Raw genomic sequence first — 21,310 nt, 5'->3', positions numbered from 1 at the left:
GATAAAAAGCAAAAAAACGAATCTAATTGAGTAGCTAATTAAAGAGTCTCTTTAATCATTTTGGTAAAAAGCACAAATGATTGCTGCATTCGTTGCAATTGTTGGTTGTCTTGAAACATGCTCATGCGGTTTTTTAAATAAATAGATACCAAACCGTGCATATAAGACCAAATAGTAATGGCTGAAACCTCAATATCCGTATTTTTAAAATAACCCGCGTTGACGCATTCTTGGATTGCCCATTTGAGTAATCCGAACGATTTTAGCCCATCTTCCCACACTTCATCGCGACAGGCTAAGGCTTCAATGGGGGCCTTCATAATAAACATAAGGTCATATAACTCAGGATTTTCTACGGCAAACTTTATATAACGATGCCCCATTTCAATCAGGCGTGCAAAGGAGTCTTGGATGGTTTGTAGCGAACTGAGTTCGTCCATCAATTTTAAGAACGCTTCTTCATGGAGGGCAAAAAATAATTCGTTTTTGTCTTTATAGTATAGATAAATGGTGGCTGGACTGTATTCTATGACGTCTGCGATGTTCCGAATACTTGTTTTTTCATATCCTTGCTCCAAAAAAAGCTCCCGTGCGGCATTCAAAATGAGTCGCCGCATGTCTTCTCTTTCTCTTTCTTTTCGCTCTAATATTCCCATGAAATAGAATAAATGTTTGTTTAATACTACAAATATACTGAACACTGTTTAGTAAACAATAGGTGTTTATATTTTTGTTCCAAAGTCAAGCTGAAAAATTTTCTTGTAAGAAGATTGTGTTAAGATATTGACTGAGTGAGAGGTTATTACCTTATAATTTTGTACATTGCAAAAACCTCAAAAACTTAGTGTCGGTATGGGTAGGAAAGTCTTAATTTTGAATCAAGATTACTCTGCTTTAGGCATTTGTTCGGTTCCTAAAGCCTTTTTACTCGTCTATTTAGATAAGGCCGAATTGGTTGCTGCGTCTTCGGCATTTCAATTACATACTGTAAGCACTTCATTTCCGCTGCCAACAGTGATTCGCCTGAACCGCTACATTAATCTTCCCTACAAAGGCGTCATGCTTACGCGACAAAATATTTTCAAACGAGATGGGCATCGGTGTGTGTATTGTAGTTCGACGGAAGACCTTACGTTAGACCATGTCATGCCAAAATCAAGAGGAGGGCGTACAAGCTGGGAAAATCTTGCTACTGCCTGTAAGCGCTGTAATGCCAAAAAAGGCGATTGCACCCCCGAAGAGGCTTCCATGCCCATGCGTCATCGACCATTTAAACCTTCATTTGTGCTATTTCTGCGCGATTATTCAGGGGCTGTAGAGGAATCATGGATGCCTTTCTTAACAAAGAGAGAAAAGGTGTATTAAAAATTGCATTTTTTTTGGAAAACATCTACCTTTGCACTCCGTTTTGCAAAAGGCGGGCGTTTGTTTCACCAAATTTCAACCTAAATGCCGATAGGTTGATGTATAAAAGGCAATTTTAAAAATTATCATGAGTAAAGCTCAATTAGCTGATTTTGATTGGGATAGAATTGATAACCGTGGCTTTGGTAGCGGTTATTCAGTAGCTGAAAAAGCCCAGCTAGAACAATTGATTAACGGGACTCTTGCACCCGTCGCCGAAAAAGAAGTAGTTAAAGGTGTCGTGGTCGGTATGAATGACCGCGAAGTGATTTTGAACATCGGTTCAAAATCGGACGGTATCGTACCGCGTTCAGAATTCCGCGATTTGTCGGATTTGAAAATCGGCGACGAAATTGAAGTATATATTGAAAACCAAGAAGACCCTAACGGTCAGTTGGTTCTTTCTCGCAAAAAAGCACGCGTTATTACAGCTTGGGATAATATCCAGAAGTCATTCGACGAGGATTTGGTTATCGATGGTTTTGTGAAGCGTCGTACAAAAGGTGGTCTTATCGTGGATATCTACGGTATTGAAGCCTTCTTGCCAGGTTCACAAATTGACGTTAAGCCAATTCGTGACTTCGATGTCTTCGTAGGTAAGAAAATGGAAGTGAAAGTTGTGAAAATCAATCACGCTAACAACAACGTGGTCGTATCTCACAAAGTTCTTATCGAGAAAGACCTCGAAGCACAACGTCAACTTATTCTTACAAACCTTGAGCGCGGTCAAGTACTTGAGGGTGTAATTAAGAACATGACTAAGTTCGGTGTGTTCATCGACTTGGGTGGTGTTGACGGATTGTTGCACATTACAGATATTTCTTGGGGACGTATCAACGATCCATCGGATTTGTTGAGCCTTGACCAAAAAATCAACGTAGTAGTACTTGACTTCGACGAAGACAAGAAGCGTATTTCACTTGGTATGAAGCAACTCCAGCCTCATCCTTGGGAAGCTCTTGCGGCCGAAGTTGAAGTTGGCTCGAAAGTAAAAGGTAAAGTAGTAAACGTAGCTGACTACGGTGCTTTCCTTGAAATCATGCCAGGCGTAGAAGGTTTGATTCACGTTTCAGAAATGTCGTGGTCACAACACCTACGTAACCCACAAGATTTCTTGAAAATTGGTGACGAAGTAGAAGCAGTTGTATTGACATTGGATCGCAACGAGCGCAAAATGTCTCTTGGCTTAAAACAATTGACTGCTGATCCTTGGACACGTCAAGAAATTATCGAGAAATACGCCGTTGGTTCAAAACACAAAGGTGTAGTTCGCAACTTGACTAACTTTGGTCTTTTCCTTGAATTGGAAGAAGGTATCGACGGTCTAGTTCACGTATCTGACCTTTCATGGACAAAGAAAATCAAGCACCCAAGTGATTTCATCAAAGTTGGCGAAGAACTTGAAGTAATGGTACTTGAACTAGACGCTGAAAACCGTCGCTTGTCTTTGAGCCACAAACACCTTGAAGAAAACCCATGGGATACTTTTGAATCAGTATTCGCAGTAGGTTCAGTTCACAAGTGTACTGTCGTTGGTAAAGGTGACAAAGTAGCTACGCTCGAATTGCCTTACGGTATCGAAGGAGTTGCAGTGTTGAAAAACCTTGCCAAAGAAGATGGTTCAGTTGCTGAAGTAGGTGAGTCTCTTGATTTCAAAGTAACTGAGTTCTTGAAAGAAGAAAAACGCATCGTTCTTTCTCACGCTAAAACTTGGCAAGAGAAAGAAGAGCCTAAAGTAGAAGAAAAAGCGAAACCTGCTAAAGTTGAAAAAGCAAAAGACGCGGAGAAAGCTACACTAGGTGATCTTGAGGCGCTTTCGGCATTGAAAGAACAATTAGAAGAAGGCGAAAAAAAGAAAAAATCGACTACTTCTAAGAAAATTTCAAACGAAACAGACGCAGAATAGTGAATTATTCAAAATAAAACGCTATATTTGCACTTGGATATGAGTTAGTGATTTAGCTAGTGCTTCTAACCAAAGTTTAGTATTTGTCTAACAAATTATCCAAGTGTTTTTGGTCCTGTGGCCGAGTGGCTAGGCAGAGCTCTGCAAAAGCTCGTACAGCGGTTCGAATCCGCTCGGGACCTCACTAAAATACATATTTCTAAAAAAAATACCATTCAGCTATGATAACCATTTCACAAGCTGAATGGTATTTTTGTTTTTAATTCTACCTATTTTGCCTGAAATACAGAATAAAATTAGGTTTTAGGTAGGCTTTCTTCTTTAATTAGAAGAAGTCTAAATAATTAAATTATTGCAAATTAAGAATAGAAATACTTTGGCACGTATCTATTAGTGCATTACTTTTGTAGGGTCAAGAAGTATCATGTTTTTGTTAATTCATACACGAATGAAGAGTAGTTTATTTTTCAAAAAAATGCGCAACATCAGTCGGCTATTAGTAGTAGCAATGTTGACTACTGTAGGATTCAGTGCAGTAGCTCAAGATGGTGATGCAGCCAATGGCGAATCACTATTTAATAACAACTGTAAAGCTTGTCACTCAGCAAAAGACGAAGTAGTCGTCGGGCCAGGATTGAAAGACATTCAGAAACGTAGGGACTTAGCTTGGCTTGTTAAGTGGGTTAAAAACCCTAACGGAGTGATCCAATCAGGAGATGAATATGCAGTCGCTTTGTACAACAAGTTTAACAAAGCACAAATGACGGCCTTCCCAGCCTTTGGTGAGACGGAGGTAAAAGACATCTTAGCCTACATCGAAAAAGCAAATACAGCAGTAGCGGCAGCTCCTGCGGCTGCGGGCGCTACTGCGGCAGCGGGTGGAGCAGCAGCTGAGTCGTCTGATTTGTTTACGTACATCTTAGTAGCATTGTTATTGGTGATGTTGCTGGTGCTTGGCGTATTGTTGGCCATTGTCTCTATCCTGTCAAAAGCAGTGAGTGGAGAAGTGGGTGCGAGTGATGGTGGTTCATTTGGAGACAAATTGCGCAATGGTTTAGTGGCCATGAGCAAAAACTCAGCTATCCGCAGTGCAACAGTGTGGTTCTTTGTATTAATGGTGACAAAAGCGACCCTTGATGGTTTGTATGGTGTAGGTATTCAACAAGGGTACGCTCCAAAGCAGCCAATCGCATTCTCACACAAATTGCACGCAGGTCAATATAAGATTGACTGTAACTACTGCCACACAGGAGTTAACCGTGGTAAGTCTGCGACAATTCCTTCGGCAAACATTTGTATGAACTGCCACGGAGTTATCAAAAAAGAATCTCCAGAAATTCAAAAAATTTACTCGGCCATCGAGGAAAACAAGCCAATCCAGTGGGTACGTGTTCACAACTTACCTGACTTGGCGTATTTTAACCACGCCCAACACGTAAACGTGGGTGGTCTTCAGTGTCAGCAGTGCCACGGTGAAATCCAAACAATGGAGGTTGTTCAACAACGTTCGACCTTGACAATGGGTTGGTGTATCGACTGTCACCGTAAGACAGACGTTAATACAAAAGAAAACGCCTATTATGACAAGCTAGTTCAGCTTCATGCTGAGAAGAGCGATAAGCCATTGAAAGTGGCTGATATTGGCGGTTTGGAATGTTCAAAGTGTCACTACTAGAACTAGAAAATATAAGAATCCAGAATCTACATTCATAAATATATGGAAAACCAAACGAAGAGGTATTGGAAAGGACTAGAGGAGCTTCGGAATGATGAGACTTTTGTAAAAAACGCCCACAACGAATTTGGTAGCTTTGAACCCACCAATTCCAGTGAAAACAAGAGCATCGTCGATGGTATTGGTTCAGACCGTCGCGATTTCTTAAAAGTGCTGGGATTTGGCGTTGCTGCCGTGTCGTTGGCCGCGTGTGAAGCTCCCATAAGAAAAGCTGTTCCTTATCTCAACAAGCCAGTAGATACCTTCCCAACTATCGCAGATTGGTACGCATCGACGTACGCTGAGGGCGGAGATTATGCTAGTATTCTAGTAAAAACTCGTGAAGGACGTCCAGTCAAAATTGAAGGGAACAAACAATCGAGTGTAAGCAAAGGAGGGGTTAGTGCTCGTGCACATGCCTCTTTGTTGGCGTTATACGATATTGAAAAATTGAAAGGCCCTAAAAAAGGGGATGCTGATGCTGACTGGGATGTGATTGACAAAGAAATTTCGGCTCAATTGGCAAAAGGCGGACAGATTCGTATCGTTTCTTCTACTATTTTAAGCCCTTCAACAAAAGCTGTTATCGGCGACTTTGCAGCAAAATATCCTACAACAAAGCACATTTCTTACGATGTAAATTCAGCTTCTGGCTTAATTAAAGCTAATGCGGATTCTTTTGGTAAAGCAATATTACCATCGTATGATTTTAGTAAAGCGAAAGTAATTGTAGGTTTAAGTTGCGACTTTTTAGGTACTTGGGTTGCCCCAGACGCGTTCTCAACCCAGTATGCCAAAGGCCGTAAAATAAGCAGCGCAAAAGGCGGAAATAAATCAATGTCACGTCACTTCCAGTTTGAGACAACATTGTCACTTACTGGTTCAAACGCTGACTATCGCACAACAATCAAACCTTCACAAGAAGGTCTTGTAGCGTTGGCATTATACAATAAGATTACTGGCAGCGGAAGCGCTTCTTTAGGTGCTGAAGTTGACAAAATGCTTGATAAAGCAGCTAAGGAATTAAAAGCTGCTCAAGGGGCTTCGTTGGTCGTATCTGGCTCAAACGATGCGAGTGTTCAAGTTGTAGTAAATGCCATTAACCAAACACTTGGTTCGTATGGTGCCACGATTGATTTGGGCACCCCAGCATACTTCCGTCAGGGAGATGATGCTGCCATGAACGCGTTGATCGATGAAGTGAAAGGTGGTTCAGTAAGCGCCGTTATTTTCTACGGTTGCAACCCTGTCTATGATCATCCACGTGGAGCTGAATTGAAAGAAGGACTTTCTAAAGTAGCGCTTTCGGTTTCATTTGCAGATCGTGCCGATGAAACATCTTCACTTTGTAAATACATCGCACCTGCTCCTCATTATTTAGAGAGCTGGGGTGATGCACAACCAGTTGCTGGATTTTACAGCTTGCAACAACCTGCTATTTCACTGATTTACAAAACGCGCCAAGCACAATCAAGCTTATTGAAATGGGCTGGTTTGAATGCTGACTTTTACGCTTATTTGCGTAACTACTGGAAAGTTAATGTAATTGGTGGAGCAGATTTTGAAAATGCTTGGACAAAAGCATTGCATGACGGTGTTTATGAAAAAGGAGCGGTAGCAGCTAGTGGTGCTGGAACAGTGGCAGGTGTAGAAGCCGCAGTCGCTGCAATCAACGGCTCATACAAAGCAAATGCTTCTGGCCTTGAAGTGGTTCTTTATGAAAAGGTAGGAATTGGAACAGGGGCATTAGCCAACAACCCTTGGTTGCAAGAGTTCCCAGATCCAATCACAAAAGCTTGCTGGGATAATTACGCATGTGTTTCGCAAAAAACAGCAAAAGAACTAGGAATCGCGCAAGATGACGTTGTTAAGGTAGAAGTAAAAGGTAAATCTGTCGAATTACCAGTTGTAATTCAGCCAGGTCAAGCTAACGGAACCGTCGCAATTGCGATTGGTTACGGTCGCGAGAAGGCTGGGAAAGCAGGAAACGGTGTGGGGGTAAATGTATATCCTCTGGCTCAACTGAAAGGTGGAGCTGTTAGCTTTAGTGCAGGTGAAGGTACCCTAACTAAAACTGGCGATACGCACAAAGTTGCTCAAACACAGACCCACGACACCGTAATGGCGCGTAAGTCAGTGCTTCAAGAAGCGCGTCTTTCTGAGTATCAAAAAGATAGCAAAGCAGGTCGTTACTTCCCGCACGTCGTTACTTCAGAAGGTGTGAAAGCGCCAGGAGAAATCTCGTTGTGGAACGGTTACGAAAAACCAAATCACTCATGGGGATTGGCGATTGACCTTAACTCATGTACAGGTTGTGGTGCGTGCGTAATTAGCTGCCAAGCAGAAAATAACGTTGCTGTGGTTGGTCGCCAAGAAGTAATCAACCGCCGCGAAATGCACTGGATTCGTATCGACCGCTATTACAGCAGCGATGCACCAGTGGATGATTTGAGTGGTTTAGAAGTTGCCTCTGAAAACCCAGAAGTGACATTCCAGCCGTTGATGTGTCAGCACTGTGGAAACGCTCCTTGTGAGACAGTTTGTCCAGTATTGGCCACAACCCACAGCACAGAAGGTTTGAACCAAATGGCTTATAACCGTTGCGTAGGTACACGTTATTGTGCAAACAACTGCCCATACAAAGTACGTCGCTTCAACTGGTTTAAGTACTTCGATAACGATAAATTCGATTATCACTTCAATAACGACCTTGGTAAAATGGTCATCAACCCAGACGTAACTGTACGTTCGCGCGGGGTTATTGAAAAATGCTCAATGTGTGTGCAACGTATCCAAGAAGGTAAGTTGAATGCGAAGAAAGAGCGTCGTCGTCCAATTGACGGAGAAATTGAAGTAGCATGTTCGCAATCATGCCCAACAGAAGCGATTGTGTTTGGTGATATGAATGATCCAAGCAGCCGTATCTCTAAGTTGTTGGCAGAAGAGAAAGAAGGACGTGCATTCCAAATGTTGGATGAAATCAACGTTAAACCGCAGATTTCTTACTTGACTAAGATTCGTAATAAAGATGTTGATGCTTCTAAAGCTGCGGCTCACGAAGGGCACCAACATGCTGAGCACGGAGGTCACTAATAAATCAAAGCCACTGCTTTTCGGAGCAGTGGCTCTCGATAAAATAGTCGAGCTATTTTGTCAAAGTACATAGAGAAAAATCAATAAAATAACTATTAACTCTTAAAAATATGCACGTTACTTCACCCGTAAGAACCCCTCTTGTAACAGGCGGCAAGACGTACGCTGACGTAACAGAGGATATCTGCAAGCAGGTGGAAGGTAAACCAACCAAAGAGTGGAAAATAGCATTTGCCATTTCTGTTGTGGTTTTACTGTATGGTACTTGCTGTCTCTTCTGGACTTGGTGGGAAGGTTTGGGCGTTTGGGGCCTTAATAAAACAGTAGGTTGGGCATGGGACATTACCAACTTCGTATGGTGGGTAGGTATCGGTCACGCTGGTACACTTATCTCCGCAATCTTGTTGTTGTTCCGTCAAAAATGGAGAACTTCTATCAACCGTGCTGCCGAAGCTATGACGATTTTCGCCGTTATTTGTGCGGCTTCGTTCATCTTGATGCACATGGGGCGTCCGTGGATGGCGCACTGGGCTTTGCCTTTGCCAAATACATTCGGATCATTGTGGGTTAACTTCAACTCTCCATTGGTTTGGGACGTATTCGCGATTTCAACGTATTTTTCAGTATCTTGTTTGTTCTGGTATGTAGGTCTTGTGCCTGATTTGGCTACTATCCGTGACCGCGCTCAAAACAAAGTATCTAAATTTATTTACGGTACATTGGCAATGGGCTGGAATGGTTCAGCCAAAACTTGGGCACGTTATGAGTACATCAGCTTAATCTTGGCTGGTTTGTCAACACCACTCGTACTTTCAGTACACACGATTGTATCCATGGACTTTGCAACCTCGGTTATTCCTGGTTGGCACACGACCATCTTCCCTCCTTACTTCGTTGCAGGTGCGATTTTCTCTGGTTTTGCCATGGTGCAAAACTTGATGCTTATCGCTCGTGTCGTGTATAAGTTGGAAGATTATATCACATTTGAGCACATCGAAATGATGAACAAAATCATCACGTTGACAGGTTCGATTGTGGGGGTAGCGTATTTGACTGAGTTCTTTATCGCTTGGTATTCAGGCGTTGAGTACGAAAGCTACGCATTTATCAACCGTGCTACGGGACCATACTGGTGGGCATACTGGGCGATGATGACGTGTAACGTAATCTCTCCACAGCTCTTCTGGTCACGTTCACTTCGTCGTAGTGTTAAATGGACGTTCTTCATTTCCGTCATTGTAAACATCGGTATGTGGTTTGAGCGTTTCGTAATTATTGTGACGTCACTTCACCGCGACTATATTCCGTCGAGCTGGGCAATGTTTTCACCAACAATGTTTGACATCGGTGACTATATCTTCTCATTTGGTTTGTTTGGCACTCTTTTCTTATTGTTCTCTAAGTATTTGCCAGTAATCAACATGGCAGAGGTGAAGGGTGTATTGCGGACAACTTCTGAGCAATTGCCCAAAAAAATCGCAGGCGTTTCTAAAGCAGACAGATTAGCTTCTCCTGCCTACAAAAAAGATGCAGAATAAGAGAGTAAGGGAAGTTAAAATTGAGTTTTCAAAAAATAATTGAGACAACAATGACGGACGCAAATAAGAAGTTTTTGGTAGGTGTTTATGACGATGATGACGTTGCACTCGCCGCAGTAAATAAAATTAAAAGCGCTGGGGTGAAAATCTACGAAGTGTATTCACCTTTTGCTATTCACGGAATGGACATAGCAATTGGCCACCCACGGACTCGTATCGGTATTGCGGCATTTTGCTTTGGTTTGACTGGGTTTTTGTGCGCAATTACGTTGACTACTTGGACAATGGGAATCGATTGGCCGATGGTTATTGGTGGAAAGGATCCCCTTTCTTTTCCAAACTACATTCCAATTATGTTTGAGCTTACGGTACTTTTTACGGCTTTTGGTATGACAATTACCTTTTTCTTGTCAAATGGATTAGGGCCAACCGTTGAGCCACTTTTGTTTGACCCACGTTGTACTGACAATAAATTTGTGATGGCGATTGACCTAAGCAAAAACAAAATGTCAGAAGCTGAAATCGCTAGTTTGGTAAAAGCTTCAGGAGCAGAAGAGGTGAGTGTTAAACAGGTTTAATGTTTTTAAATGAAGATGAAAAGAATTAATACATTAATTGCTGGTACGTTTGCTGTCGTCGCTGCTTTGAGTTCTTGCCAACGTGGTCACGATGATGCAGGTTTAGAATATGCTCCTAACATGTATAACTCTGTTGGTTATGAGCCATATACCCAAATTGAGAAAAATCCCATCAATGCTGATGGTAAAAACATGCGTGAGCCTGTGGCAGGAACGGTATCTCGCCGTAACTACAAAACTCAATTTGACAGCTCAAGCGTGGACTTGATGATTTACCACATCGGTAAAGATGAACTCGCTACTGCGGAAGCCGTTTTGAAAAATCCCGTTCCAAATACTGCAAAAACACTTGCAGAAGGAAAAGCACTTTATGGAAGATATTGCCAACACTGCCATGGTGAAACAGGTGCAGGAGACGGCCCAGTAGCTGACATGTACAAAGGGGTACCTAATTACAAAGCGGATGCTTACCTAAATATGAATGATGGACATATTTTCCACGTGATCACGCACGGAAAAGGCCGCATGTGGGCACATGGTTCACAAGTGACTCCCGAAGAGCGTTGGAAAATTGCTCACTATATTCATAAATTACAGAAAGGCTAGTACTAAGTTACTGTAATAAACCGAAGCGGCAAACCGCTAATTACGAACAAGTTAGCGGTTCGCCGCTGCGATAACCAACAACAACTTAAAGATAAAGATTTATAATGGGCGCACATCATCACGAAGTTGTTTCTGTCGAAGAACAATTTGAATTTACCGCCGAATCAAAACGCAATTTGCTCATTGGGATGGGTATTGGCGCTGCGCTGGTATTGATCGGAGCATATATGTTATCTCAAGGTGGTGGACATGGGCACGAAGCTCATGGAGCTGCAGGTCATGCTGCTGAACATGCACACGACCATGCCGAACACGCTTACCACTGGACACAACGTATTATTTCTAACCTTTGGGTAAATAGTGTCTATTTTGCTGGTATTTCTGTCATTGGCTTATTCTTCCTAGCTTACAATAACCTTGCTCAGGCGGGGTGGTCGGCTGTATTTAGAAGAATTCCAGAGGCAATGCCTGCTTTTTTGCCAGTACCAGCCATTATTATTTTGGTGCTTGCTGTAGGCTTTGGAGATAAATTATTCCACTGGATGCACGAAGGGATTATGGATCCAAATAGTCCACACTACGATGCAATCATCGCAGGTAAAAAAGGATTTTTGAACAAACCATTTTATTTCATTCGCCTCGTATTGTATTTCGGTTTGTGGTATGGTTTGTGGAAAGTATTGAGAAATTTGTCGCTTCAAGAAGACGAAATTGGTGGAACTGAGAATTACGAAAAAGCCATCAAATTCGGAACGGCGTTCTTGCTAGTTTTTGGTGTAACTTCATCTACTTCTGCTTGGGATTTTGTGATGGCAATCGATACTCACTGGTTCTCAACCATGTTTGGCTGGTACACACTCGCCAGTTGGCACGTAGCAGGTTTGGCAACAATGACGCTTACAATTGTTATGTTGAAAGAGCGTGGGTATTTGAAAGCAGTAAACGAAAGCCACTTACATGACTTAGGTAAATTCTGTTTTGCCTTCTCGATTTTCTGGACATACGTTTGGTTTGCGCAATTTTTGCTTATTTATTACGCTAACCTTCCAGAAGAAGCTATTTATTATCGTGAGCGTTTTAGCGGCTACGGTGGTATTTTCAAAGCACCATTTTTTATCAATCTTTTCTTAAACTTTGTTACCCCTTTCCTAGTTTTAATGACAAGGGATTCGAAGCGTACGCCATTGATTTTGAAAATTGCTTGTTGGTCAATTATTGTGGGTCACTACTTTGATTTTTATACCAACATTATGCCAGGTACAGTAGGTGAACATGCTGGTTTTGGGCCTGTTGAGTTTGGCTTTATTTTATTGTTTGCTTGTGCGTTTATTTGGTCAGTTTCAACTCAGTTGACGAAAGGCAATCTAATCCCTCGCAACCATCCAATGTTAGAGGAGTCTCTACACCACGATGTTGCGTAATTTGTAGAAATTGATTTTGTCTTAACTAGCAAAATCTCTAAATCAATATAAAACGACATAATAACAATGATTTATTTAGTTGGATTACTACTGGTTGTGCTGCTTGGAATTGCAATTGCCGTGGCAGCAAAATTGCAAAAGGTAATGGGTAGTACTCAATCAGACAGTGAAGCTCCTGTACCAAATAACAAAGTCAATGCAGCACTTTGGATGGTGTTTTTGGTGGCAGGTTCAGTAGCAATGGTATGGTCTTACCTCGCTTCGCAGGATGCTTTTTTACCAGAGGCATCTTCCCCACATGGTCGGGAAACGGATAGCCAATTTTGGCTTGATATGGGTTTATTAACGATTGCATTTTTTATTGTAAACTTTTTGCTTTTCTTCTTCTCTTGGAAATATCAGTACAAAAAAGGCTATAAAGCTACTTTTTACCCTGAAAACCACAAGTTGGAGTTGATTTGGACTGCGATTCCTGCGGTAATCATGGCATCTTTGGTATTTTTAGGGTTCCGTACGTGGACCAAAATTATGGCCGATGCTCCCGCTGATTCACAGGTAGTTGAAATTATGGGAAAACAGTTTGGTTGGATTGTTCGTTATGGAGGTGTTCAGGATAATAAGCTTGGAGCTTATAACTACAAGTTAATCACTTCAGATAACGAAATGGGCGTTGATTATTCAGACGAAGCATCAATGGATGATTTTATCAATCCAAGTGAAATGCACGTGGAAGTAGGTAAGCCTGTTTTGTTGAAAATCCGAGCTCGTGACGTTTTGCACAGTGTGTATATTCCTCACATGCGTGTCAAAATGGACGCAGTTCCTGGTATGCCAACGAAATTTTGGTTTATTCCTGATAAGTCAACGGAGCAAATGCGGGCAGAGTTAAACAACCCTAATTTCGACTACGAAATTGCATGTACTGAGGTATGTGGACGTGGTCACTTTGCAATGCGCTTGCGCCTGATTGTTGAAGACAAGGCTTCTGCTGATGCTTGGAAACAACAACAAAAACCTTTGCTATCGACTATTTTGGAGGCGAACCCTAAGTTTATCTCTAAAATCCCAGAAAAATTGCGTGCAAAGGCAATGAATTATGCTCCTTACGTAGAAGAAACTGACAGTACCACTGCTTCTACAGGTTCGGCTGCGGCCGCAAGTGCATCGATGCGTTAATAGAAATTATAACTTTAAAATCAAAATAAAAATGTCAGTAGTAGAGGCTAACTTGGGACATGATGTCCACTCTCACGATGAACATGAGCACCACGAGTTAAACTTCTGGCGCCAATATATCTTCTCTGAAGATCACAAAGTGATAGCCAAACAGTACATGATAACTGGTATTTTTTGGGCTATCATTGGAGCTGCTATGTCGGTTATCTTCCGTTTGCAACTAGGGTTTCCTGGGGCAAACTTGAGCTGGTTAAAACCATTTCTAGGTGGCTGGATTACTGAAACAGGCGCATTAGACCCTAACTTTTACCTTGCCCTTGTAACCATGCACGGTACCATCATGGTATTCTTTGTATTGACGGCAGGTTTGAGTGGAACTTTCAGTAACTTCTTGATTCCATTGCAAGTTGGAGCTCGTGATATGGCATCAGGGTTTTTGAACATGCTTTCGTTTTGGTTATTCTTTGTTTCAGGTTTATTGATGTTTATCTCAATCTTCCTTGAAACAGGGCCAGCAGCAGGTGGTTGGGTGATTTATCCGCCGCTAAGTGCATTACCACAAGCCCACATGGGTTCTGAAATGGGGATGACACTCTGGTTATCAAGTATGGCGATTTTCATCATGTCTTCATTGTTGGGAAGTTTGAACTATGTTACAACCGTAATCAACCTTCGTACACGTGGTATGACTTTCACGCGTCTTCCATTGACAATTTGGGCATTCTTAATCACGGCTGTATTGGGAATTATCTCTTTCCCTGTATTGCTTTCAGCAGCCTTATTGTTGATTTTTGACCGTCATTTCGGAACAAGCTTCTATCTGTCAGAAATTTATATCAATGGCGAAGCTTTGCCAAACGTTGGTGGTAGTCCAATCTTGTTCCAACACTTGTTCTGGTTCTTAGGACACCCAGAAGTATATATCGTATTGTTGCCAGCCCTTGGTATCACATCAGAAGTAATTGCAACGAATGCCCGTAAGCCAATCTTTGGTTACCGTGCGATGATTGCCTCAATCATGGCGATTGCATTCCTTGCCTTTATCGTATGGGCGCACCACATGTTCGTAACGGGTATGAATCCATTCTTGGGCTCAATCTTTATGTTCTTGACGTTGATTATTGCGGTTCCTTCGGCGGTAAAAGCGTTTAACTACATCACAACTTTGTGGCGCGGAAACATCGTCTTTACGCCAGGTATGTTGTTCTCAATCGGTCTGGTATCGTTGTTCGTGTCAGGTGGTTTGACAGGTATCATTCTTGGAAACTCGGCACTAGATATTCAATTGCACGATACCTATTTTGTGGTAGCACACTTTCACATCGTAATGGGTGCGGCTTCGGCTTTCGGATTCTTCGCAGGTATTTACCACTGGTATCCAAAAATGTTTGGCCGTATGCTTAACAGCACACTTGGTCAAATTCACTTCTGGCTTACTTTTGCTGGAGTATATTTAGTGTTTATGCCAATGCACTACATTGGTATTGCAGGTTTCCCACGTCGTTATTACCAATTCACAAGCTTTGACTTTGGTAAGTCGTTCACTGATTTGAACATGTTTGTTTCGATAGCTGCTATCTTTACTTTCTTTGCTCAGTTTATATTCCTTTGGAATTTCTTCTACAGCATGTTTAAAGGTAAAGTAGCACCTCAAAACCCTTGGAATTCAAATACTTTGGAGTGGACAACACCAGTAAACGTAGGTCACGGAAACTGGGTAGGAGAAATCCCTGCCGTATATCGTTGGCCATACGATTATAGCAAGCCAGGATCTGACGTTGATTTTATTCCTCAAAATATTCCTCACTCTCAAACGCTCGAATCTAACTTCCCGCATGAGAATGAGTATATAGCGCAGGAAAAAGAAATTGAGGCTCAAAATTATAATGACCAGTTTGCGTCACACTAATTCTGATACAATTAATCGCTTATTTCAGAAGCTAGCACTTCTAACAGTAGTTGTCGTTTATGTTTTGATTGTAATCGGCGGGATTGTTAGAAGTACTGGCTCTGGGATGGGTTGTCCCGATTGGCCAAAATGTTTTGGCTCATGGGTTCCTCCAACAGAAGTTTCTGAACTACCTGCCAACTACCAAGAAATTTTTGGTGCCAAATTAAAAGGAGAGGTAGAATTTAATGTATTTAAGACCTGGACAGAATACCTTAATCGGCTTTTTGGGGTATTTACAGGACTCTTAATTTTTGCTACTCTTCTCGCTTCAATTCCTTTTCTTAAACGCGATCGACCGATTTTTTACATGAGCTTACTGGCATTTTTGCTAGTAGGGTTTCAAGGTTGGTTGGGTGCAAAAGTGGTATCTTCGGAGCTTGCTCCTGTTATGGTCACTTTGCACATGTTGCTGGCTATTGTCATCGTATTTGTATTGATTTATACCATGGCAAGGTCGTATGTTGGGGATGTTCAACTCGCTGAAATCAAAAAGAAAACGTTCATAAACAAGTGGCTTATTTGGACATTGATTTTATCACTTGTACAGGTCTTACTAGGAACACAAGTGAGAGAAGTAATGGATGTGGCGATAAAAGAACTTGGAGAAGCTGGCAGAAATCAGTGGATAGAGCATTTGGGCGTGAAGTTTTATATTCACCGTTCTTACTCAATTTTGCTTTTTGGGTTGCATGTAGGCTTACTTTATTGGCTACGAAAAGCGACCTCTCAAAGCGGTATCATTTATAAGTTGACGCTGGCGTTGTTGGTGATGGTCATTATTGAAATAGCCACTGGGATTATCATGGCATATTGGTCAGTCCCTGCATTTGCGCAACCTCTTCACTTGACACTCGCTACGATTGCACTGGGATTACAGTTTGTTCTTTTGTTGTTAATTAATGCCGAAGTAGTCTTCAACAAAAGACAATTATTCACTACTGAAAATATTAACGCCTAACAATGACATTGGCAATCAATTTATTTTTTGAAAAAGTGCGCACCTATTTGGAGTTGATGAAACTTCGCTTGGCGTGGCTAGTGGCTTTTTCGGGGGCGTTTGGATATAGCCTAGCGGTCGAAAAGGTAAACTGGCCTAGCTTATTACTTTTTATTTTGGCGGCTTTTTCAATCACAGGTGCGGCAAATATCATCAACCAAATCATTGAGAAAGATTTGGATAAATTGATGAAAAGAACCCAAAATCGACCACTTCCTAGTGGCCGTGTTTCGGTGAATGAAGCTACTATTTTTGCCTTAGCCTTATTCGCTTTTGCGACGTTCATATTTTTGATGGAGTTCAATGTAAGGGCCTGTGCTTTAGCCATCCTTTCCACAGTTTTATATGGGTTTGTTTACACACCTCTCAAACGTGTGGGAACGATAGCGGTTTTTGTAGGAGCCATTCCTGGGGCATTTCCGCCAATGATTGGCTGGGTAGCTGCCACAAATCACTTTGGACTAGAACCAGGTATTTTGTTTGCGATTCAATTTTTCTGGCAATTCCCACATTTCTGGGCCATTGCTTGGGTATTGGATGAAGATTATAAAAAAGCAGGCTTTAATCTTTTACCTTCAAAAGGAGGAAAAGACCTAAATACGGCGATTCAAATGATGATTTATACTTTATTCCTTTTGCCAGTAGGGTGGCTGCCGTACGAGCTTGGAATGACAGGAATTAACTCAGCGCTGGTCGCTATGCTGTTTGGAGTGTTGTTTTTGGCACAAACGTTTCATTTGATGCGAAAGTGCTCAGATAAAACTGCTTTGCAGCTTATGTTTGGCTCATTTGCGTATTTGCCCATTGTACAAATCGCTTATTTGTTGGATAAGGCTTAGTTGTTGAGAACTAAGTAATTACTTAAAACAATTTTTAAAACTATGGCAAAGGTTGAAAAACTAAGGATAGAGGAAGCGCCAGAAACCTTGTCGATGGATCCCAAGAAGTTTATCTTGTGGGGGTTTATCGTAACAATTATCATGCTTTTTGCCTCGCAGACAAGTGCCTATTTGGTGCGTAGAGCAGAAGGAAATTGGGTTGAATTTGAGGTCCCTCAAATTTTTTGGTATAGTTCTGTTGTCTTGATTATTAGCAGCATTGCCATGCACTGGGCATATTTAGCTGCAAAAAAAGACAATTTCAATACGCTCAAAATCGCAATTTCTATTACTTTTGTGCTTGGACTGGCGTTTTTGTGGATGCAAGTAGAAGGATGGAAAGACTTGGTGGCCCAAAACATTTATTTCGTTGGTAATCCCTCAGGTTCGTTCTTTTACGTTTTTACGCTTCTCCACGGTGTTCACTTGGTAACAGGTCTGATTGTGTTGTGTGTTACTTTTATCTCAGCAATGCGCCTAAAAGTTCACGCAAAAAACTTGAGAAGAATTGAGATTTGTACGACATATTGGCATTTTCTTGACATTCTCTGGCTTTATTTATTTGCATTTCTTTTGTATTTCCGTTGATTAAACATTTTACTTAAAACCTGAATTTTTAATAGAATAACGATGGCTGCTACTGCACAACCGAATGTGAAAAATGTATGGCTAGGTGGAGTTGAGCCCATGAAGGCTAGCTACGGGAAGTTGATGATGTGGTTCTTTTTAGTATCAGATACATTTACTTTCTCGGCCTTGTTGGTTTCTTATGGCTTAGTTCGCTTCAGTTATCCTGCTTATGCGGGTAAGGTCGCTGATTTTGTTTCATCACCAGCCTACTGGCCAATTCCTGAAAAGGTATTTGATGCCCTGCCATTTATGCACGGTCTTCATGCTCCTCTCGTTTTTGTAGGGATTATGACCTTCATTTTGATCCTTAGTTCGGTTACAATGGTACTTGCAGTTGAAGCTGGACATCGTATGGATCGCGCGGGTGTTGAAAAATATATGTTGTGGACAATCCTTGGTGGGGCAACTTTCTTGGGTTGTCAAGCATGGGAGTGGACGCACTTTATTCACGGTACAGATAATGGAACTGTGATTAAAGAATTGGTAGATGGTTCATGGGTAACAAGAACTGTTTTTGGTGCCAATTTGACCGAAAACCAATATGGTCCTCCAGCTTTTGCTGATTTATTCTTCTTCATTACTGGATTCCATGGAACACACGTATTCTCAGGGGTAGTGCTTAACTACTTGATTTTCTACAGAGCATCAACTGGTTTTTATGATCGCCGTGGTTCGTATGAAATGGTAGAAAAAGTAGGTCTTTACTGGCACTTTGTTGACTTGGTGTGGGTATTCGTATTTACATTCTTTTACTTGGTATAAAATGCTGTTGGGAAGGCTTTATTTCCTACTACCTAATTTCTAATCTCCTTTAATTAAGAAAAAATATGGCACACGTTCACGAACACGACGAAAACGCTGGCGCAGAACAACGCAAAGCAATTTGGCGCACATTTTGGATTCTACTCATCCTTACAGCTCTAGAGTTCTTGATTGCATTCACATTGGAGGCTGGCACGTTGAAAACATCTATTTTCGTTGGAATGACGATTGTTAAGGCATTCTATATCGTTGGGGAATTTATGCACCTTAAACACGAAGTAAAGTCGTTGATTTGGGCAGCTTTGCTTCCTTGTATTTTCGTCGTTTGGTTGCTAATAGCATTAATGACAGAAGGCGGTTCTATTTTTGATTTGAGATAGTACTATGCAAAAGTATATAAAAGCCGGAATGCTGACCTTGGTGTTGGCATTACCGGCTTTCATTGTTTTATTCTTACATAGCTTTGGTGAAAATCACTTTGAGCTACCCTATTTTGTCCCCGCAGTTGATGCGGCTGGAAAGCCAATTTTAAACGGAAAGGATACGGTTTTTTATCAGGTTCCATCGGCTGTCCAAGGGTCAATCAAGGTTGCTGGATTCTTTAATCCAGATAGTGATGCAGTGGTAAGACAGCATTTTGATAGGGCAAAAAAGCTATTTGACAAAGAAGCAAGCTTTAGTGTGGAGAAAGGAACTCCCGAAAAACTGATAGATACGTACAAGCTTGGTAATTTAAAAAATGAGAAATCAAAACAAACCATTCCTTACAACGAACAGTTGGTATTAGTGGATAAACAGGGCTACATCCGGGGCTTTTATAATGGTAAAGACGAGAAAGATGTAGAACGTTTAGTAACTGAAATAAGCGTACTGTTAGATATTTATCAAAAAAAGGAAAAATAAGTATGTCAACAATCACAGTTCAGCAAAACAAAAAATTTAACCAGTGGATCAACATAATCGCGGTTGCGATTCCAGTTGTCGTCGCTATTTTGTTGAATCCGAGTATTCCTAAAGTAAACTTGGGTGAGTGGACAAAAACACTACCTCACGTCAATGGTGTGATTAATTCTCTGACAAGCGTGTCGTTACTTGCGGGTTTTTATTTCATCAAGCGTAAAAATATCGCCGCGCATCGCGTTATGATGACTATCTCATTTTGTTTAGGGGCACTTTTCTTGGTGAGCTACGTCTTGTATCATTTATCGAACGAATCTACTGCCTTCGGAGGCGAAGGAATCATTCGTCCAATTTATTATTTTTTGCTTGTTACACATATTACGCTTTCAATTGGGGTTGTGTGGTTTGTGCTACGTGCAGTATATTATGCATTTAGCAATCAAATCGACCTGCACAAGAAAGCCGTCAAATGGGCGTTTCCTATTTGGCTCTATGTCAGTATAACGGGGGTAATCGTTTATTTAATGATTTCTCCTTACTATCAATAACCGATATAAATCAACAACACTATGAAAAAGTATGGTATTCTTTTATTGGTGATGCTCGTGTTGGTGGTAAGCACTGACGGGGCGTTTGCCCAATGCGCCATGTGTAAAGGGGCGGTTGAAACCAATATGAGCACAGGAAAAAACGTGATTGGGAATGGTATCAACATTGGCATTGCTTATCTGTTTGTTTTTCCCTATCTAACAGTGGCTGTGATTGCTTATTTGTGGTATCGAAATAGTCGTAAAGCCTTAGAACAAAAAATGGCGCTACAGGCACGTATGCGCGAAGTGCTTAAATAAAACCAACACGTGTCGAAAAGCTCTATGTATTCCTCTGCTAAACCTCTTTTTGATTATATCGTTCAAAATATCACTTCTTATCCTCACAAAGAAGCAAGGGCCATGGCATTTATGTTGATGGAGCATTTTCTACGGCTTCGCAACGTGGATGTGCTTGTTGATAAACCTATTCCCGCTAATGCTTCTCAGCCTGATTGGGATACCATTGTCAAACGCTTGAACCAAAGTGAGCCAGTACAACACATCATCGGTTCGACATATTTCTGCAATTTGGAGTTTAAAGTATCGCCTTCGGTGCTTATTCCTCGTCCAGAAACGGAAGAATTGGTGCGGTTGATTGTGAAGGACTGTTATTGGGAGGAAAACCCCGTTAAAATTGTTGATATTGGCACAGGAAGTGGCTGTATTGCGATTGCTCTCGACCGATTTATGTCATTTGCCAAAGTGTGGGGTTGGGATGTGTCGGAAGATGCCTTGGCGATTGCGCAAGAAAATGCCCACCGTCTGTTGTCAGAAGCAACGTTTGAAAAATATGATATTTTAAGAGAAGACACTTTTGCGGGTGAGTTTGATTGTGTGGTGAGTAATCCGCCCTACGTGACTTATTCCGAACAGTCGAGCATGGAGCCCAATGTATTGCGTTTTGAGCCGCATTTGGCGTTGTTTGTGGAAGATACCGATCCGTTACTTTTCTATCGTGCCATCGCTGATTTTTGCCTCAAACACTTGAAAAAAACGGGCGCTTGCTACGTCGAAATCAACGAACATTTTGGACAAGCAACCAAGCAACTTTTCTTAGAAAAAGGCTTTGTCAAGGTTGATGTCATTCAGGATATGTACGGAAAAGACCGCATCGTAAAAGCAAAGCTGTCGATAGAGGGTCTGTAATACACATCGGTTTCTGTTTA

20 protein-coding genes and 1 tRNA gene are annotated in these 21,310 nt (G+C 41.5%); 20 read left to right on the top strand and 1 reads right to left on the bottom strand.

Annotated features, from left to right (window positions below):
• Window positions 1-38: 38 nt before the first annotated feature.
• Window positions 39-656, bottom strand: a complete 618-nt coding sequence (locus DTQ70_RS19035; protein ID WP_122932276.1) for a TetR/AcrR family transcriptional regulator — start codon at window positions 654-656, stop codon at window positions 39-41.
• A gap of 196 nt (window positions 657-852) precedes the next feature.
• Here DTQ70_RS19035 and DTQ70_RS19030 point away from each other — a divergent pair, with 196 nt between their 5' ends.
• The 20 genes from DTQ70_RS19030 to prmC all read left to right on the top strand — a co-directional run bounded on the left by DTQ70_RS19030 (window position 853) and on the right by prmC (window position 21,290).
• Complete coding sequence (locus DTQ70_RS19030) at window positions 853-1,365, top strand: HNH endonuclease (protein ID WP_122932275.1); 513 nt, start codon at window positions 853-855, stop codon at window positions 1,363-1,365.
• Window positions 1,366-1,492: 127 nt separating this feature from the next.
• Window positions 1,493-3,310 (top strand): 30S ribosomal protein S1, encoded by a 1,818-nt coding sequence (gene rpsA, locus DTQ70_RS19025; RefSeq protein WP_122932274.1) that lies wholly within the window; start codon window positions 1,493-1,495, stop codon window positions 3,308-3,310.
• 111 nt (window positions 3,311-3,421) lie between these two features.
• A tRNA-Cys gene (locus DTQ70_RS19020) sits at window positions 3,422-3,492 on the top strand.
• A 266-nt stretch (window positions 3,493-3,758) separates the two neighbouring features.
• Window positions 3,759-4,985, top strand: a complete 1,227-nt coding sequence (locus tag DTQ70_RS19015; RefSeq protein WP_122934477.1) for a cytochrome c3 family protein — start codon at window positions 3,759-3,761, stop codon at window positions 4,983-4,985.
• Between the two features lie 42 nt (window positions 4,986-5,027).
• The gene (locus DTQ70_RS19010; protein WP_122932273.1) at window positions 5,028-8,117 is read left to right on the top strand and encodes a TAT-variant-translocated molybdopterin oxidoreductase; all 3,090 of its coding nucleotides are present in this window, start codon (window positions 5,028-5,030) and stop codon (window positions 8,115-8,117) included.
• A 110-nt stretch (window positions 8,118-8,227) separates the two neighbouring features.
• Window positions 8,228-9,655 carry an NrfD/PsrC family molybdoenzyme membrane anchor subunit gene (gene nrfD, locus DTQ70_RS19005; protein ID WP_122932272.1) on the top strand — a complete coding sequence of 476 codons (1,428 nt, stop codon included), beginning with the start codon at window positions 8,228-8,230 and terminating at the stop codon, window positions 9,653-9,655.
• Window positions 9,656-9,705: 50 nt separating this feature from the next.
• Window positions 9,706-10,233, top strand: a complete 528-nt coding sequence (locus tag DTQ70_RS19000; RefSeq protein WP_122932271.1) for a DUF3341 domain-containing protein — start codon at window positions 9,706-9,708, stop codon at window positions 10,231-10,233.
• 15 nt (window positions 10,234-10,248) lie between these two features.
• Window positions 10,249-10,839 carry a cytochrome c gene (locus DTQ70_RS18995; RefSeq protein WP_122932270.1) on the top strand — a complete coding sequence of 197 codons (591 nt, stop codon included), beginning with the start codon at window positions 10,249-10,251 and terminating at the stop codon, window positions 10,837-10,839.
• A 104-nt stretch (window positions 10,840-10,943) separates the two neighbouring features.
• Window positions 10,944-12,260, top strand: a complete 1,317-nt coding sequence (locus DTQ70_RS18990; protein ID WP_122932269.1) for a quinol:cytochrome C oxidoreductase — start codon at window positions 10,944-10,946, stop codon at window positions 12,258-12,260.
• A 66-nt stretch (window positions 12,261-12,326) separates the two neighbouring features.
• Window positions 12,327-13,436 carry a cytochrome c oxidase subunit II gene (locus tag DTQ70_RS18985; protein ID WP_122932268.1) on the top strand — a complete coding sequence of 370 codons (1,110 nt, stop codon included), beginning with the start codon at window positions 12,327-12,329 and terminating at the stop codon, window positions 13,434-13,436.
• A gap of 31 nt (window positions 13,437-13,467) precedes the next feature.
• Window positions 13,468-15,345 carry a cbb3-type cytochrome c oxidase subunit I gene (locus DTQ70_RS18980; RefSeq protein WP_122932267.1) on the top strand — a complete coding sequence of 626 codons (1,878 nt, stop codon included), beginning with the start codon at window positions 13,468-13,470 and terminating at the stop codon, window positions 15,343-15,345.
• Window positions 15,323-16,345 (top strand): heme A synthase, encoded by a 1,023-nt coding sequence (locus tag DTQ70_RS18975; RefSeq protein WP_122932266.1) that lies wholly within the window; start codon window positions 15,323-15,325, stop codon window positions 16,343-16,345. The genes DTQ70_RS18980 and DTQ70_RS18975 overlap by 23 nt, the downstream gene beginning before the upstream one ends.
• Window positions 16,346-16,347: 2 nt before the next feature.
• Entirely contained in the window at window positions 16,348-17,223 is an 876-nt protein-coding gene (cyoE, locus tag DTQ70_RS18970) for a heme o synthase (protein ID WP_122932265.1), read from the top strand.
• 42 nt (window positions 17,224-17,265) lie between these two features.
• Window positions 17,266-17,850: a cytochrome c oxidase subunit 3 gene (locus DTQ70_RS18965; RefSeq protein ID WP_122932264.1), complete on the top strand. Its 585-nt coding sequence runs from the start codon at window positions 17,266-17,268 to the stop codon at window positions 17,848-17,850.
• A 42-nt stretch (window positions 17,851-17,892) separates the two neighbouring features.
• Window positions 17,893-18,654 carry a cytochrome c oxidase subunit 3 gene (locus DTQ70_RS18960; RefSeq protein WP_122932263.1) on the top strand — a complete coding sequence of 254 codons (762 nt, stop codon included), beginning with the start codon at window positions 17,893-17,895 and terminating at the stop codon, window positions 18,652-18,654.
• Window positions 18,655-18,719: 65 nt separating this feature from the next.
• Window positions 18,720-19,034 carry a cytochrome C oxidase subunit IV family protein gene (locus DTQ70_RS18955; protein ID WP_122932262.1) on the top strand — a complete coding sequence of 105 codons (315 nt, stop codon included), beginning with the start codon at window positions 18,720-18,722 and terminating at the stop codon, window positions 19,032-19,034.
• Window positions 19,035-19,038: 4 nt separating this feature from the next.
• The gene (locus tag DTQ70_RS18950; RefSeq protein ID WP_122932261.1) at window positions 19,039-19,557 is read left to right on the top strand and encodes a hypothetical protein; all 519 of its coding nucleotides are present in this window, start codon (window positions 19,039-19,041) and stop codon (window positions 19,555-19,557) included.
• Between the two features lie 2 nt (window positions 19,558-19,559).
• Window positions 19,560-20,102: a DUF420 domain-containing protein gene (locus tag DTQ70_RS18945; RefSeq protein WP_122932260.1), complete on the top strand. Its 543-nt coding sequence runs from the start codon at window positions 19,560-19,562 to the stop codon at window positions 20,100-20,102.
• Window positions 20,103-20,123: 21 nt separating this feature from the next.
• Window positions 20,124-20,402 carry a hypothetical protein gene (locus DTQ70_RS18940; RefSeq protein ID WP_122932259.1) on the top strand — a complete coding sequence of 93 codons (279 nt, stop codon included), beginning with the start codon at window positions 20,124-20,126 and terminating at the stop codon, window positions 20,400-20,402.
• A gap of 24 nt (window positions 20,403-20,426) precedes the next feature.
• Window positions 20,427-21,290, top strand: coding sequence for a peptide chain release factor N(5)-glutamine methyltransferase (gene prmC, locus DTQ70_RS18935; RefSeq protein WP_122932258.1), 864 nt, complete (start codon window positions 20,427-20,429; stop codon window positions 21,288-21,290).
• Window positions 21,291-21,310 lie beyond the last annotated feature (20 nt).

The sequence above is a fragment of the Runella sp. SP2 genome (assembly GCF_003711225.1).
Classification (GTDB): domain Bacteria; phylum Bacteroidota; class Bacteroidia; order Cytophagales; family Spirosomataceae; genus Runella.
The sequence above is the reverse complement of the archived record's forward strand: the minus strand, read 5'-3'. Positions and strand labels throughout refer to the sequence as shown.

What these genes read in the sequence shown, in the direction of transcription:
- DTQ70_RS18950 (WP_122932261.1), top strand. Translation starts at nt 19,039, where the DNA reads ATGCAAAAGTATATAAAAGCCGGAATGCTGACCTTGGTGTTGGCATTA.
- DTQ70_RS18945 (WP_122932260.1), top strand. Translation starts at nt 19,560, where the DNA reads ATGTCAACAATCACAGTTCAGCAAAACAAAAAATTTAACCAGTGGATC.
- DTQ70_RS19015 (WP_122934477.1), top strand. Translation starts at nt 3,759, where the DNA reads ATGAAGAGTAGTTTATTTTTCAAAAAAATGCGCAACATCAGTCGGCTA.
- nrfD (WP_122932272.1), top strand. Translation starts at nt 8,228, where the DNA reads ATGCACGTTACTTCACCCGTAAGAACCCCTCTTGTAACAGGCGGCAAG.
- DTQ70_RS18955 (WP_122932262.1), top strand. Translation starts at nt 18,720, where the DNA reads ATGGCACACGTTCACGAACACGACGAAAACGCTGGCGCAGAACAACGC.
- DTQ70_RS19000 (WP_122932271.1), top strand. Translation starts at nt 9,706, where the DNA reads ATGACGGACGCAAATAAGAAGTTTTTGGTAGGTGTTTATGACGATGAT.
- DTQ70_RS19035 (WP_122932276.1), bottom strand. Translation starts at nt 656, where the DNA reads ATGGGAATATTAGAGCGAAAAGAAAGAGAAAGAGAAGACATGCGGCGA.
- DTQ70_RS18980 (WP_122932267.1), top strand. Translation starts at nt 13,468, where the DNA reads ATGTCAGTAGTAGAGGCTAACTTGGGACATGATGTCCACTCTCACGAT.
- DTQ70_RS18965 (WP_122932264.1), top strand. Translation starts at nt 17,266, where the DNA reads ATGGCAAAGGTTGAAAAACTAAGGATAGAGGAAGCGCCAGAAACCTTG.
- rpsA (WP_122932274.1), top strand. Translation starts at nt 1,493, where the DNA reads ATGAGTAAAGCTCAATTAGCTGATTTTGATTGGGATAGAATTGATAAC.
- DTQ70_RS18995 (WP_122932270.1), top strand. Translation starts at nt 10,249, where the DNA reads ATGAAAAGAATTAATACATTAATTGCTGGTACGTTTGCTGTCGTCGCT.
- prmC (WP_122932258.1), top strand. Translation starts at nt 20,427, where the DNA reads ATGTATTCCTCTGCTAAACCTCTTTTTGATTATATCGTTCAAAATATC.
- DTQ70_RS18940 (WP_122932259.1), top strand. Translation starts at nt 20,124, where the DNA reads ATGAAAAAGTATGGTATTCTTTTATTGGTGATGCTCGTGTTGGTGGTA.
- DTQ70_RS18990 (WP_122932269.1), top strand. Translation starts at nt 10,944, where the DNA reads ATGGGCGCACATCATCACGAAGTTGTTTCTGTCGAAGAACAATTTGAA.
- DTQ70_RS18960 (WP_122932263.1), top strand. Translation starts at nt 17,893, where the DNA reads ATGGCTGCTACTGCACAACCGAATGTGAAAAATGTATGGCTAGGTGGA.
- DTQ70_RS19010 (WP_122932273.1), top strand. Translation starts at nt 5,028, where the DNA reads ATGGAAAACCAAACGAAGAGGTATTGGAAAGGACTAGAGGAGCTTCGG.
- cyoE (WP_122932265.1), top strand. Translation starts at nt 16,348, where the DNA reads ATGACATTGGCAATCAATTTATTTTTTGAAAAAGTGCGCACCTATTTG.
- DTQ70_RS18975 (WP_122932266.1), top strand. Translation starts at nt 15,323, where the DNA reads ATGACCAGTTTGCGTCACACTAATTCTGATACAATTAATCGCTTATTT.
- DTQ70_RS19030 (WP_122932275.1), top strand. Translation starts at nt 853, where the DNA reads ATGGGTAGGAAAGTCTTAATTTTGAATCAAGATTACTCTGCTTTAGGC.
- DTQ70_RS18985 (WP_122932268.1), top strand. Translation starts at nt 12,327, where the DNA reads ATGATTTATTTAGTTGGATTACTACTGGTTGTGCTGCTTGGAATTGCA.